Origin of the sequence: Streptomyces triticirhizae, assembly GCF_003696235.1 — a bacterium.
GTDB lineage: Bacteria > Actinomycetota > Actinomycetes > Streptomycetales > Streptomycetaceae > Streptomyces > Streptomyces triticirhizae.
Map to the genome: position 1 here is coordinate 1 of NZ_RFFJ01000168.1, position 13,822 is coordinate 13,822.

The 13,822-nt window shown below is 74.4% G+C and carries 13 protein-coding genes and 1 pseudogene; 13 read left to right on the forward strand and 1 reads right to left on the reverse strand.

Annotated features, from left to right (window positions below):
• The 10 genes and pseudogenes from EBN88_RS23210 to mutM form a co-directional block, all read left to right on the forward strand.
• Nucleotides 1-1,065 (forward strand): annotated as a pseudogene (locus EBN88_RS23210) (DAK2 domain-containing protein); the annotation flags it as partial.
• A gap of 40 nt (nucleotides 1,066-1,105) precedes the next feature.
• On the forward strand, nucleotides 1,106-3,343 hold the full coding sequence (gene recG, locus EBN88_RS23215) for an ATP-dependent DNA helicase RecG (RefSeq protein WP_122399020.1): 2,238 nt from the start codon (nucleotides 1,106-1,108) through the stop codon (nucleotides 3,341-3,343).
• A gap of 184 nt (nucleotides 3,344-3,527) precedes the next feature.
• Nucleotides 3,528-4,013, forward strand: coding sequence for a DUF6227 family protein (locus EBN88_RS23220; protein WP_122399021.1), 486 nt, complete (start codon nucleotides 3,528-3,530; stop codon nucleotides 4,011-4,013).
• A gap of 162 nt (nucleotides 4,014-4,175) precedes the next feature.
• On the forward strand, nucleotides 4,176-4,820 hold the full coding sequence (rsmD, locus tag EBN88_RS23225) for a 16S rRNA (guanine(966)-N(2))-methyltransferase RsmD (RefSeq protein ID WP_122399022.1): 645 nt from the start codon (nucleotides 4,176-4,178) through the stop codon (nucleotides 4,818-4,820).
• A 26-nt stretch (nucleotides 4,821-4,846) separates the two neighbouring features.
• Nucleotides 4,847-5,326 carry a pantetheine-phosphate adenylyltransferase gene (gene coaD / locus EBN88_RS23230; RefSeq protein ID WP_199742454.1) on the forward strand — a complete coding sequence of 160 codons (480 nt, stop codon included), beginning with the start codon at nucleotides 4,847-4,849 and terminating at the stop codon, nucleotides 5,324-5,326.
• Nucleotides 5,327-5,408: 82 nt separating this feature from the next.
• Nucleotides 5,409-6,503, forward strand: a complete 1,095-nt coding sequence (locus EBN88_RS23235; protein WP_122399024.1) for a cell division initiation protein — start codon at nucleotides 5,409-5,411, stop codon at nucleotides 6,501-6,503.
• 212 nt (nucleotides 6,504-6,715) lie between these two features.
• Nucleotides 6,716-7,327 (forward strand): YceD family protein, encoded by a 612-nt coding sequence (locus EBN88_RS23240; protein WP_122399025.1) that lies wholly within the window; start codon nucleotides 6,716-6,718, stop codon nucleotides 7,325-7,327.
• A 2-nt stretch (nucleotides 7,328-7,329) separates the two neighbouring features.
• Entirely contained in the window at nucleotides 7,330-7,503 is a 174-nt protein-coding gene (gene rpmF, locus EBN88_RS23245; protein ID WP_122399026.1) for a 50S ribosomal protein L32, read from the forward strand.
• A gap of 19 nt (nucleotides 7,504-7,522) precedes the next feature.
• Complete coding sequence (gene rnc / locus EBN88_RS23250) at nucleotides 7,523-8,356, forward strand: ribonuclease III (RefSeq protein ID WP_122399027.1); 834 nt, start codon at nucleotides 7,523-7,525, stop codon at nucleotides 8,354-8,356.
• Nucleotides 8,349-9,209, forward strand: a complete 861-nt coding sequence (gene mutM / locus EBN88_RS23255) for a bifunctional DNA-formamidopyrimidine glycosylase/DNA-(apurinic or apyrimidinic site) lyase (RefSeq protein ID WP_122399028.1) — start codon at nucleotides 8,349-8,351, stop codon at nucleotides 9,207-9,209. Before rnc ends, mutM begins: the two co-directional genes overlap by 8 nt.
• Nucleotides 9,210-9,234: 25 nt before the next feature.
• Here mutM and EBN88_RS23260 read toward each other — a convergent pair whose 3' ends face one another.
• A complete protein-coding gene (locus EBN88_RS23260; RefSeq protein ID WP_122399029.1) occupies nucleotides 9,235-10,050 on the reverse strand; it encodes a CAP domain-containing protein in 816 nt (271 codons plus the stop codon).
• A gap of 172 nt (nucleotides 10,051-10,222) precedes the next feature.
• Here EBN88_RS23260 and EBN88_RS23265 point away from each other — a divergent pair, with 172 nt between their 5' ends.
• From EBN88_RS23265 to smc, 3 genes are all read left to right on the forward strand, one after another.
• Complete coding sequence (locus EBN88_RS23265; RefSeq protein WP_122399030.1) at nucleotides 10,223-10,564, forward strand: acylphosphatase; 342 nt, start codon at nucleotides 10,223-10,225, stop codon at nucleotides 10,562-10,564.
• Between the two features lie 333 nt (nucleotides 10,565-10,897).
• Nucleotides 10,898-11,104: a hypothetical protein gene (locus EBN88_RS23270; protein ID WP_097233017.1), complete on the forward strand. Its 207-nt coding sequence runs from the start codon at nucleotides 10,898-10,900 to the stop codon at nucleotides 11,102-11,104.
• A gap of 190 nt (nucleotides 11,105-11,294) precedes the next feature.
• A partial coding sequence (smc, locus tag EBN88_RS23275) for a chromosome segregation protein SMC (protein ID WP_122399031.1) occupies nucleotides 11,295-13,822 on the forward strand: 2,528 nt, incomplete at its 3' end.

The window sequence follows — 13,822 nt, forward strand, 5'->3', positions numbered from 1 at the left end:
AGCGGCCTGGTCACGGTGCTGGACGCGTTGGACGCCGCGCTCTTCGGCGGCCCGCCGGCCGACGCCCCCCGCGCCCGCCCGGTCCGCCCCGCCCAGCCGCTGCCGCACCCCGGCGAGGCGGGCGCCGGCTGCGGCGAGCCGGAGGCCGACGTCGGCTTCGAGGTGACATATCTGCTGGACGCGGCGGACGAGGCGATCCCCGCGCTGCGCGAACGGCTCGACGCGCTGGGCGACTCCCTGGTGGTGGTCGGCGGCGACGGCCTGTGGCACATCCACATCCACACCGACCAGGCGGGCCCCGCCGTCGAGGCGGGCATCGCCGCCGGCCGCCCGCACCGGGTGCGGATCACCGCGCTGGTGCCCGCCGTTCCGCCGCCCACCGGGAGCCCCGAGGCCGGCCCCGCCCACGGCCGCGCCGTGGTCGCCGTGCTCCCGGGCCCCGGCCTGGCCGGCCTGTGCGCCGAGGCCGGCGCCACCACGCTGACCGTCCGGCCCGGCGAACGGCCGGGCGGCGGGGAGTTGGCGGCGGCCATCGCCGGCACCCGGGCCCGCGAGGTCGTGCTGCTGCCCAATGACAAGGAGCTGTGGCACGCGGCGGCGGCCGCAGCCGAGCAGGCCAGGGTGGCCGGCGCGCGGGTCGCCGTGATCCCCACCCGCTCCCCGGTCCAGGGCATCGCCGCGCTGGCCGTGCACACCCCGGAGCGGCGCTTCGACGAGGACGTGGTGGCGATGACGTCGGCGGCCGGGGCCACCCGGTTCGGCGAGGTGAGCGTCGCCGAACGCCAGGCGTGGACCATGGCGGGCGTCTGCCAGCGCGGCGACGTGCTGGGCCTGGTGGACGGCGACGTGGTCGTCATCGGCGGCGAACTCCCCGAGGTCGCCGGCCAGGTGCTGGAACGGATGCTGGCGGGCGGCGGCGAGCTGGTCACCCTGGTGCTCGGCGCGGACGCGCCCGCCGGGCTCGCCGAGGGCCTGACGGAACGGCTCCGCCAGGGCCACCTGGGCGTCGACACCGTGGTCTGCGCGGGCCAGCAGTCGGCGCCGCTGCTGATCGGCGTGGAGTGAGCGGGCCGGTGCGGGGCACCTGTCAGTGCCATGGTGTGCAATGGGCACCGTGACCGCGCCGCACGATCCCCTCGCCTCCGTCGTCGGCGGCACCACCGCGAAGGTGATGGCCGCCCACCTCGACCTGCACACGGTCGGTGACCTGCTCCACCACTTCCCCCGGCGGTACGCCGAGCGCGGGGAGCTGACCTCGCTGGGCGCGCTGCCCGTCGACGAGCATGTCACCGTGGTCGCCGAGATCGCCGACGCCCGCAGCCGCCCGTTCAACCACGGGCGCGGGCTGCGCCTGGAGGTCACCCTCACGGACGGGCGCAGCCGGCTCAGGCTGGTCTTCTTCGGCCGCCGCGCGGTCCACCACCACGAGCGGGTGCTCGTCCCCGGGCGGCGCGGCATGTTCGCCGGCAAGGTCTCCCGCTTCCAGCGGGACCTCCAACTCTCCCATCCGGCCTACGAGTTGATCGACGAGGAGAGCGAGGGGAGCGACGCGTCGGCCGTCGAGGAGTTCGCCGGCCGGCCGCTGCCGATCTACCCGGCCTGCAAGCAGCTGGAGTCCTGGCGGATCGCCAAGGCCGTCGGGCTGCTGCTGGACTCGCTGCACGCCACCGGCTGGAAGGGCGTGGACGATCCGCTCCCCGAGGGCCTGCGCGGGCGGCGCGGGCTGCTCCCGCTGCCCGAGGCGTTCGAGAAGGCGCACCGCCCGCGCAGCCGCGCGGACATCGCCGCCGCCCGCTCCCGGCTGAAGTGGGACGAGGCGTTCGTCCTCCAGGTCGCCCTCGCCCGCCGCCGCCGCTCGGGCGCCCAGCTGCCCGCCAGCCCGCGCACGCCGGCGGCCGACGGGCTGCTGACCGCGTTCGACGCGCGGCTGCCGTTCGCGCTGACCGACGGGCAGCGGCGGGTCAGCGAGGAGATCCTCGCCGACCTCGCCGCCGAACACCCGATGCACCGGCTGCTCCAGGGCGAGGTCGGCAGCGGCAAGACGCTGGTCGCGCTGCGCGCCATGCTGGCCGTCGCCGACTCCGGCGGCCAGTCCGTGCTGCTGGCGCCCACCGAGGTGCTCGCCCAGCAGCACCACCGCTCGCTGACCGAGATGCTGGGCCCGCTGGCCGAGGGCGGGCTGCTGGGCGGCGCCGAACGGGCCACCCGCGTCGCCCTGTTGACCGGCTCGATGGGCGCCAAGGCCCGCCGCGCCGCCCTGCTGGAGGCGGCCAGCGGCCAGGCCGGCATCGTGGTCGGCACCCACGCCCTGATCGAGGACACCGTCTCCTTCGCCGACCTGGGCCTGGTGGTCGTCGACGAGCAGCACCGCTTCGGCGTCCAGCAGCGGGACGCGCTGCGCGCCAAGGCCCAACGCCCGCCACACCTGCTGGTGATGACGGCCACCCCGATCCCGCGCACCGTCGCCATGACGGTCTTCGGGGACCTGGAGACCTCCGTGCTCGACGAGCTGCCCCCCGGCCGCTCGCCGATCGCCAGCCATGTGGTGCCCGCCAGCGACAAGCCGCACTTCCTGGCCCGCGCCTGGGAGCGGGTCCGCGAGGAGGTCGCCCGCGGCCACCAGGCCTATGTGGTCTGCCCCCGGATCGGCGAGGACGGCGAGAAGGCGGCGGACGGCCCCGCGCCCACGGAGCCGACGGACACCCAGAACCCCGAATCGGCCGAGCGCCGGCCCCCGTTGGCCGTGCTCGACGTGGCCGACGAGCTGGCCGGCGGCCCGCTGCGCGGCCTGCGGGTCGCGGTGCTCCACGGCCGGCTCGCCCCCGAGGAGAAGGACGAGGTGATGCGCCGCTTCGCCGCCGGCGAGGTGGACGTGCTGGTCGCCACCACGGTGATCGAGGTCGGGGTGAACGTCCCCAATGCCACGGTGATGGTGATCATGGACGCGGACCGGTTCGGCGTCTCCCAGCTCCACCAGCTGCGCGGCCGGGTCGGCCGGGGCGCGGCGCCCGGGCTGTGCCTGCTGGTCACCGACGCGGTGGAGGGCGGCCCGGCCCGCGCCCGGCTGGACGCGGTCGCCGCGACCACCGACGGCTTCGAGCTGTCCCGCATCGACCTGGAGCAGCGCCGCGAGGGCGACGTGCTGGGCCGCGCGCAGTCCGGCGGTCGCAGCAGCCTGCGGATGCTGGCCGTGATCGCAGACGAGGACACCATCGCGGAGGCCCGCGATGAGGCCGTCGCGCTGGTCGACCAGGACCCGGAGCTGGCCTCGGCCCCGGCCCTGCGGACGGCCCTCGACGCCCTGCTGGACGCCGAGCGCGAGGAGTTCCTGGAAAAGGGCTGAACCGAGGGGCCGGACGCGAACTAACGCGGCCCTTCGGCGCGTTGGACTACCGACGGGCCGTGGCGAACGGCCGGTCGAGGCCCGGCGGCATGTTTTCCGGAAAACGCCACCCGGGTCACGGTCGGCGGTCTACCGTGTGTGCCCCGTCGCGCCCCGTCACCGCGCCAAACCGGGAGGAACCCGCATGACCGAACAGCCAGCGGCCTCGGCCGACCCCCGCCCCGGCCCGGCCCCCGAGCCGGAAGCGCCGTGGCACGGGTCGGACCCCGCAGGGCCGCTCCCGGACGAGGCGTTCGTCCGGGCGCTGGCTGCCGAGGGCCGGCCCGACGGGCGCCGCGCCTACCCGGGCCGCGACGCGGCCGACCACGCGCGGCGGTTACTGCGCCGCGCCGTCAACGCGGACCGCCCGGGCGACGACACCCGGCTGCTGCTGGCCATGGCCGTGGGGTACGACATCGTCCGCCTGGCCGAGCCGCGCGCCGGCTACGCGGGCCGGGGCTGGTGCTCGATCTACCAGCACGCGTTCCTGCTGCCCGACGGGGGCGAGGTCTGCCTCTACGAGCTGGAGCACGACCTCACCGACGACCGCCGGCTGGTGTGCGAGGTCTACGCGGACGAGGCCAGCGCCAGCCGCGCCGCCCGCCGTCGGGCCCTCCCGCCCCGACCCTGACCGCCCGCCCCCGAACGCCCGCCCCCGAACGCTTCCGAACGTTCCAGAACGCCCCGCCCGTGACCGCGGCGCACCTCTCCACCCGGCCCCGAGGCGCGCCGTACAGCGGTATAGCGTGGGGACGTCACCACCGACGGAAGACCCTGCTGTGAGGACCCTCGAATGACCCGCGTGATCGCCGGGGCGGCCGGCGGCCGGCGGCTGGCCGTGCCACCGGGCCGGGGGACCCGGCCCACCTCGGACCGGGCGCGCGAGGGCCTCTTCGCCACCTGGGGCTCGCTCTTCGGGCCGCTGGACGGAGCCCGGGTCATCGACCTGTACGCCGGCTCCGGCGCCGTCGGCCTGGAGGCGCTCTCCCGGGGTGCCGCCCACGCCCTGCTGGTCGAGCGCGACCCCAGGGCCGCCGCCACCATCCAGGCCAACATCCGCGCCCTGGGCCTGCCAGGCGCCGAGGCCCGCACCGCGAAGGCGGAGCGCGTCGTCGCCACGCCGCCCGGCACCGCGCCCTACGACCTGGCGTTCCTCGACCCGCCCTACGCCGTGTCCGACACCGAGGTCGCGCGTATCCTGGGCGACCTGCGAACGGCCGGCTGGTTGGCCGACGGCGCCCTGGTCACCGTCGAACGACCCACGAGGGGCGGCGACTTCGCCTGGCCCCCCGAGTTCACCGCGCTGCGTTCCCGGCGCTACGGGGAGGGCACCTTCTGGTACGGCGGGTTCGCCCGCCACGAGGCCGCCTCAGAGGCGAACGAGCACCCCGACGAGCACCCCGACGAACACCCCAACGAAGAAGGTGACCGGCCCTGACCGGCCGGCCGAACGAGGAGAGGCCGTTGCGCCGCGCAGTCTGTCCGGGGTCGTTCGACCCCATCACCCTGGGCCATCTCGACATCGTGGCACGCGCCGCCCAGCTGTACGACGTGGTCCATATCGCGGTGATGATCAACAAGTCCAAGCAGGGCCTGTTCACCATCGACGAACGCATCGCGCTCATCGAGGAGACGCTCAGCGACCACGGCAACATCAAGGTTGAGTCGTTCCACGGCCTGCTGGTCGACTACTGCCGGCAGCGTGACATTCCGGCCATCGTCAAGGGCCTGCGCGCGGTCAGCGACTTCGACTACGAGCTTCAGATGGCCCAGATGAACAACGGGCTCTCCGGCGTCGAGACGCTGTTCATGCCGACCAACCCGGCCTACAGCTTCCTCTCCTCCAGCCTGGTCAAGGAGGTCGCCGCCTGGGGCGGGGACGTCTCCCACCTGGTGCCCGAGCCCGTGCTGCGCGAGCTGAGGCGCAAGCTCGCGCGCCCCTGAGCGCGCCCGCGCGCCCCCGGCCGGCCGACCCGACCCGTGGACGGGTGCCGCCCGAACGCGAGTTGGCCGTACAGTCGCTTCCGTGGACGTACAGCGGAAACTCGACGAGATCGTCGCCACGGTGAGCAACGCCCGGGGAATGCCCATGTCGGCCTCGTGCGTCGTCAACCGGTCCGAGCTGCTCGCCGGCCTCGAAGAGGTGCGCGACGCGCTGCCCGGCTCCCTCGCCCAGGCCAGCCAGGTGCTCGGCGACCGCGAGCAGGTGGTGGCCGAGGCCCGTCAGGAGGCCTCCCAGGTGTTGGACGCCGCGCGGGCCGAACGGGCGGCGCTGGTGGACCAGACCGAGATCGTCCAGCAGGCCAGGGCCGACGCCGCCCGCATCCTCGCGGAGGCCCGCGCCGAGGCCGACGAGATCAGGGTCCAGGCGGACGACTACGTGGACAGCAAGCTGGCCAACTTCGAGGTGGTCCTGGGCAAGACCATCGACTCGGTCGACCGGGGCCGCACCAAGCTGCTCGGCCCCGACCGGGGCAGCCCCGAGGAGCTGCTGAGCCAGGCCGACTCCTATGTGGAGGCCCAGTTCGGCGCCATCGAGGCCGTGCTGCGCAAGACCCTTGAGGCCGTCGGGCGCGGCCGCCAGAAGCTCACCGGCCATCGGCCCATCGACGAGCTGGCCGAGCACGTCGCGGCCCAGGAGGCGGCCGAGGCCGCCGACGGCGGGGCGCACGCCGGGTACTTCGGGCAGGCCGAGGCCGAGCAGGACACCTACGAGTACCTCGGCGTTCCCCCGTCCCAGCGGCCGAACCCCACCGCGCCGCCGCCCCCGGCCGAGGCCCCACAGCCCGCCTCCTACGCGGCGACCGCCGGCTACCAGGACGCCGGGTACCAGGACACCGGCTACGACCAGGGCGCCTACGGCCAGGGCGGCTACCAGCAGGACGGCTACGGCCAGCAGTCCTACGCCGCCGGCGGCTACGGAGCCGACGGCTACGACTACTCCCAGCAGCAGCCGGCCGCCCAGCCGCCCGCCCTGCCGGCCCCGAACGCCCCCGGCAGCCCCCCGCAGCAGCAGGGCTACGGCTACCAGGGCCAGGGCGCGCTCGACGAGACCAGCCTCTTCGACACCGGCATGATCGACCCACAGCAACTGCGCAACTACCAGCAGGGGCAGCCCTGATCACGCTCCGTGCCGAGGGGCCGGGGCCCGGTGGGCGGGATTGGGAGCTGGCCGACCCGTGCCGTATGCTGGCCCTTCGGTTGTGAGCACCTTCGGTGGTCACGGCTGCCCGCTCGGCTCCGCCATCCCGGAGCCGACACGCGCGGTCACCCGCAACCTTCGCGAGAAAGCAGAACGCCCTGAACGCCCCGCTGGACCACCGAGCCCCTCTCGTGTTCGACACACGCGAGCTGGGTCGGCGTCCCGGTACGCTCAAGCGCCTGTCGCGGACGGTGGAGGCCCCCGACAACCTCGGAGTCGAGGTCATCCGGGTGCCCAGGGGCGCTCCGCTGGAGCTTGAGCTGCGCATGGAGTCGGTGATGGAGGGTGTGCTGGTCACCGGCACCGTCCGTTTCCCGCTGGCGGGGGAGTGTGTCAGGTGTCTGGAGCCGCTGGCCCGCGAGGGCACGGCGGAGTTCCAGGAGCTGTTCTCCTACCCGGACTCGGAGTTCTCGGCCCGCTTCGCGGACGCCGAGGACGAGGAGGCGGACGAGGAGCGGCTGTTCCTCCAGAACGACCTGTTCGATCTGGAGCCGGTGGTGCGGGACGCGATCGTGCTGGCGCTGCCGCTGCGACCGACCTGCCGGGAGGACTGCCCGGGCCTGTGCCCCGACTGTGGGGCGCGGCTCGCGGAGGACCCCGACCACCAGCACGACGAGCCCATCGACATCCGGTGGGCGGCGCTGCGGGAGTTCGCCGAGGCCCGCGCCTCGGACGAGCCCGCCGGGCATGACAGGCAAGCAAAGGCTCCCCGCGCGAGCGGGGACGAACCACAGGAGAAGTAGCCGTGGCTGTTCCGAAGCGGAAGATGTCGCGCAGCAACACGCGTCACCGCCGGTCGCAGTGGAAGGCCGCTGCCCCGAACCTGGTGCGTTGCGAGCGTTGCCAGGAGCCGAGGCTCCAGCACACCGCGTGCTCCAACTGCGGCACGTACAACCGTCGTCAGGTTCTCGACGTCTGATCGGCGGGTGACAGGCGTCATGGCACACGCCAGGAGGTCCCAGCCGCAGCCCCAGGCGGCGGCGGACGTCGCCGCGTCCCTCGCGACGCTGGAAGGGCGGCTCGGCTACCAGCTGGAGCCCGCCCTTCTGGTGCGTGCCCTGACCCACCGCTCCTACGCGTACGAGCACGGTGGCCTGCCCACCAACGAGCGCCTGGAGTTCCTCGGGGACTCGGTGCTCGGCCTGGTGGTGACCGACACGCTCTACCGGCGGCATCCCGACCTCGCGGAGGGCCAGTTGGCCAAGCTGCGGGCCGCCGTCGTCCAGGCCAGGGCGCTGGCGGAGGTGGCGCGCGGGCTCGACCTGGGCGCGTTCGTCCGCCTGGGGCGCGGCGAGGAGGGCACCGGCGGCCGGGACAAGGCGTCGATCCTCGCCGATACCCTGGAGGCGGTGATCGGCGCGGTCTATCTGGACCAGGGCCTGGACGCCGCCGACGAGTTGGTCCACCGGCTCTTCGACCCGGTGATCGAGCGTTCCTCCAACCTCGGCGCCGGCCTCGACTGGAAGACCAGCCTCCAGGAGCTGAGCGCGGCGGAGGGGCTCGGCGTTCCCGAGTATGTGATCGGCGAGTCGGGACCCGACCACGAGAAGACCTTCACCGCAGCCGCCCGCGTCGGGGGCCAGACCTATGGCACCGGCACCGGCCGCAGCAAGAAGGAGGCCGAGCAGCAGGCGGCCGAGACCGCCTGGCGCTCCATCCGCGCGGCGCTGGACGCGGCCCGCAAGGCCGAGGCCGAGGCCGCCGCGCGCGCCGAGGCGGAGGCCGCCGAGAACGCGGAGGACGCCCCGGCCGGCGGGACGCCCCTTGCCTGAGCTGCCCGAGGTCGAGGTCGTTCGACGCGGCCTCGACCGCTGGATCAGCGGCCGCACCGTCACCGCCGCCCAGGTGCTCCACCCGCGCGCCGTCCGCCGCCACCTCGCCGGGGCCGACGACTTCGCCGCCAGGCTGCGCGGCGTCCGCATCGACACCCCGCGGCGACGGGGCAAGTACCTCTGGCTCCCGGTCGGCGACGACCTCGCGCTGCTGGCCCATCTCGGCATGAGCGGCCAGCTGTTGGTGCGGCCGGACCGCACCCCGGACGAGAAGCACCTCAGGGTGCGCATCACCTTCGCCGACGTCGCCGGCGGCGAGCTGCGCTTCGTCGACCAGCGGACCTTCGGCGGCCTCTCGCTCCACCCGGTGCTGCCCGACGGCCTGCCGGACGTCATCGGGCACATCGCCCGCGACCCGCTGGACCCGCTGTTCGACGAGGACGCGTTCCACGCCGCGCTGCGCCGCCGCCGCACCACGATCAAGCGGGCACTGCTGGACCAGTCGCTGATCAGCGGCGTGGGCAACATCTACGCCGACGAGGCGCTCTGGCGCACGCGGCTGCACTACGACCGCCCCACCGCGACCCTCGACCGCCCGACGGTCGGGGCGCTGCTCACCCACGTCAAAGACGTGATGACGCGGGCGCTGGCCGCCGGCGGGACCAGCTTCGACAGCCTCTATGTGAACGTCAACGGCCAGTCCGGCTACTTCGAACGTTCGCTGGACGTCTACGGCCGCGAGGGCCTGCCCTGTCGGCGCTGCGCGACCGAGGTGCGCCGCCGCCCGTGGATGAACCGCTCCAGCTACTTCTGCCCGCGCTGCCAGCGCCCGCCCAGGGCGCGGCGCGGCTGAGCGTTCCAGGGAACGGACGGGTCTCTCAGTAGCCGAACGTCTGGGTCCACCAGGGGCCGCCGTCGGCGAAGTGCGCGCCCAGGCCCATGGTGGTGAAGTCGCAGTTGAGGATGTTGGCGCGGTGTCCCTCGCTGTTCATCCAGGCGTCGACCACGGACTGGGCGTCCGGCTGGCCCATGGCTATGTTCTCGCCGCCCATGCCGCTGACGCCGGCCGCCGCCGCGCGGTCCCAGGGGGTCCGCCCGTCCGGGTCGGTGTGGTCGAAGTAGCCGCGCTGGGCCATGTCCCTGCTGTGCGCGAGGGCGACGTTGGTCAGCCCCGCGTCCAGCCGCAGCGGCTGGCAACCGGCCTGGCCCCGCGCCTGGTTGACCAGGCTCAGCACGGCCTCGGCGGCCTGGACCTCGGGCGATGAGGGCTCCTCCTCGGCGGCGGGCGGGGCGCTCGGCTCGGGCTCCGGCTCGGGGGTCGGCGTCGGCGAGGGCTCCTCGGTGGTCTCCTCCGGGGTGGGCGAGGGCTCCTGGGTCGTCTCCTCGGGCTCCGGCTCCTCGGTGGGCTCCTTAGCCTCCTCCGTCGGCGTCGGCTCGGCCGACTCCTCGGCCGCCTCGCGCTCGGCGCTCCTGGTCGGCCTGGGGTTTTCGCGCTCCAGGTCGTCCTCGGCGGCGAACGGACTGCTCGACCGCTCGCCCGAGGCGTCGAGTTCGGCGTCCCGCTCGCCGGTGAGGTGCTGGGTGACCCCCGGCATCAGGCCGCTGCCCACGGCCACCGCGCCCACGGTGAGCGCGGCGGAGGCACCGACGAGGCCGGTGCGCGCGTGCCCCCGCCGGCGACGATGGCGTCCCATGCGTGGCCCCTCCTTGTGTCGTCCGTGTCGTCTGCTTGGCGATCTGGTGGCGCATCGTCCAGTTATGCACGAAATATTCACTCGAACAGGCGATGCTTCATCGCGTGACTGTACGGCATGAGGTGGTACTCGTAAGGGTCGCGAATGCGAAAGGGCGGATAGCGTGCGTCACATGTCGGACCCCACCCCCTCATCGACGCCGGGCACACGGGCCCGCGAGAGCGCTCCGCCCGGCGACGCTCCGGCGCGGCTGACGGCATGGGTGCGCGGCCATGTCCAGGGCGTCGGCTTCCGCTGGTACACGCGGGCCCGCGCGTTGGAGATCGGGGAGTTGACCGGATTCGCCGCCAACCTCTCCGACGGCCGGGTCCAGGTGGTCGCCGAGGGGGCGCGCGAGCGCTGCGAGCGACTCCTCGCGTGGCTTCGGGAGGGGGACACCCCCGGTCGGGTGGCGGGCGTCACCGAGATATGGGACACACCGCGCGGGCGTTACGAGGGCTTCGAGATCCGCTGAGCCGCCGTCCCAAGAGGGCTGGAATATGCCTCAAACTGCTTGCCATCCCCGCTGCGACGTGCAAAGCTCTCGCTCCAGGACGACCTTGGCGCCCCCGGTCCCCCCGTGATGATGATGTTGGGCGCCCTCCCCGGCGAAGCCTCCGTCCGAGGCGCGCGGGGCGATACGCGGTGTGATCGTGTTGACCGTCCCACTTTTTGGTGAGACGCTGAAAGTCCCGCGCGGCTCTGCCGGCTGGCCCTGGAACACCAGGCAGGGCGCCTGTCGCGGCAGTTATCCCTCACGACCCACCAACGGCTTCGGTCGGTCACTCAGTGTGGAGGACCATCCATCATGGCAAAGGCGCTTCTCGGTCACGTCGGCGGTTTCGACCCCCGAGTCCTCGCCGAGATGCGACGGCTTCAGCAGCGCGTACAGGACCTGGAGACCCAGCTCGTCAGGGTCCAGGCGGAGAACGACGCGTTGGCCGCCGCCGCTCGGCAGAGCGACCCGATGCTTGACGGCATCGACGTGCGAAAGGCGGAGCCCGCCCTGACCTGACCTCAACGGAGAGGCCGGCACAGGCGCACCGCCTGCTTACCTTATGCGAGGGACGCTTCGGCGTCCCTTCGTCATGTCGTGACGTAGTGAGTACGGGTGTTGACCCAGGCTGGCTTACTCACTGATCTGCCCCCCATCCTCCGCGTCGAAACGGCGAATCCCACATCAGCGGCCGGTAAAGTCCGACGGCGTGCACCTGAAGAGTCTGACGCTGCGGGGGTTCAAGTCCTTCGCCTCGGCCACGACGCTGCGCTTCGAGCCCGGTATCACCTGTGTGGTGGGCCCCAACGGCTCGGGCAAGTCCAACGTCGTGGACGCGCTCTCCTGGGTGATGGGGGAGCAGGGCGCCAAGTCGTTGCGCGGCGGCAAGATGGAGGACGTCATCTTCGCCGGCACCACCGGCCGTCCCCCGCTGGGCCGCGCCGAGGTCTCCCTCACCATCGACAACACCGACGGCGCGCTGCCCATCGAGTACACCGAGGTGACCATCACCCGGACGATGTTCCGCAACGGCGGCAGCGAGTACCAGATCAACGGGGACACCTGCCGGCTGCTCGACGTCCAGGAGCTGCTCTCCGACTCCGGCATCGGCCGCGAGATGCACGTCATCGTCGGGCAGGGGCAGCTCGACTCGGTGCTGCACGCCGACCCGACCGGCCGCCGCGCGTTCATCGAGGAGGCGGCCGGCGTTCTCAAGCACCGCAAGCGCAAGGAGAAGGCGCTCCGCAAGCTGGACGCGATGATGGCCAACCTGGCGCGGGTGCAGGACCTCACCGACGAACTGCGGCGGCAGCTCAAGCCGTTGGGCCGGCAGGCCGCCGTGGCGCGCAGGGCCGCCGTGATCCAGGCCGACCTGCGGGACGCCCGGCTGCGGCTGCTCGCCGACGACCTGGTGACGCTGCGCCGCGCGCTGCGCGCCGAGGTCGCCGACGAGGCCGCGCTCAAGGAGCGCAAGGAGCAGGCCGAGGAGCGCCTGAAGGTCGCCCTGCGCCGGGAGAGCGAGCTGGAGCAGGAGGTGCGCACCCTCGCACCCCGGCTCGCGCGGGCGCAGGAGACCTGGTACCAGCTGTCCCAACTCGCCGAGCGGGTGCGCGGCACCGTCAACCTCGCCGACGCCCGGGTGAACAGCGCCCGCTCCCAGCCCGCCGAGGAACGGCGCGGCCGGGAGCCGGAGGAACTGGAGCGCGAGGCGGCCAGGGTCAGGGAACAGGAGGCCGAGCTGACGGCCGCGCTGGAGGCGGCGAGCGCCGCGCTGGAGGACACCGTCGCGCACCGGGCCGAGCTGGAGCGGGCGTTGGCCGAGGAGGAACGGCGGCTGAAGGACGCCGCGCGGGCGGCGGCCGACCGGCGCGAGGGCCTGGCCCGGCTGCACGGCCAGGCCAACGCCGCCCGCAGCAGGGCCGCCTCGGCGCAGGCGAGCATAGACCGGCTCACGGCCAGCCGGGACGAGGCGCTCGCGCGCGCCGCCGAGGCCAGCGAGGAGTACGAGGCGCTGCGCGCCGAGGTCGACGGCCGGGAGGCCGACGACGGCGAGCTGGCCGAGGCGCACGAGGAGGCCGGGCGCGAACTGGACGACGCCGAGGCCGCGTTGTCGACGGTGCGGGAGCGGCTGGCCGGGGTCGAGCGGGAACGGGCGGCCGTCGAGGCGCGGCGCGAGGCGCTGTCGTTGGGGCTGCGCCGCAAGGACGGCACGGGCGCGCTGCTGACGGCGGGCGAGGCCCTGACCGGCGTGCTGGGCCCGGCCGCCGAGCTGTTGACGGTCACCCCGGGATACGAGGTGCAGGTGGCGGCGGCGCTGGGCGCGGCGGCCGAGGCGGTCGCTGTGGCCGGGCCGGCCGAGGCCGTCGAGGCGCTGCGGCTGCTGCGCAAGCGCGACGCCGGCCGGGCCGCGCTGCTGGTGGGCGACGCGGCGGAGCCGGAACGGCCGGCGGCCGGCGAGCCCGCGCCCGCGCCGTGGTGCTGGGCGCTCGATCTGGTGCGTGGGCCCGACGCGTTGCTGCCGGCCGTCCGCCGGCTGCTGCGCGACGTCGTCGTGGTGGACACGCTGGACGACGCGCTGCGGCTGGTGACCGGAAGCCCGGCGCTCACCGCCGTGACGGGGGAGGGCGACGTGCTCTCCCGGCGGCTGGCGTCCGGCGGCTCGGCCGGCGCGCCCAGCCTGTTGGAGGTGCGCGCCTCGGTGGACGAGGCGACGGCGGAGCTGGAGCGGCTCACCGGGCTGGGGCGGGAGTTGACCCAGGCGCGGGACGCGGCGGTCGAGCGGCGGCGGGCGGCGAAGGCCGCCGTCGAGGAGCTGGCCGCGCGGCGCAGCGCCGCCGAGCGGGAACGCTCCCGGGTGGCGCAGGACCTGGGCCGGCTCGGCGGGCAGGCCAGGGCGGCGGCGGGCGAGGCCGAACGGGCCGAGGCCGCCGTGGAGCGGGCCGGGCAGGAGCTGAGCAGGGCGCTGGAGCAGGCCGAGGAGTTGGCGGAGCGGCTGGCCGTCGCCGAGGAGGCGGGCGAGGCCGTCGAGGAACCGGACACCTCGGTCAGGGACCGGCTGGCCGCCGACGGCGCCAACGCCCGGCAGACCGAGATGGAGGCCAGGCTCCAGGTGCGCACCCACGAGGAGCGGGTGCGCGGGCTGAGCGGGCGGGCCGACGGGCTGGACCGCGCCGCCCGCGCCGAGCGCGAGGCCAGGGCGCGCGCCGAGCGGCGCCGGGCCAGGGCGGCGCACGAGGC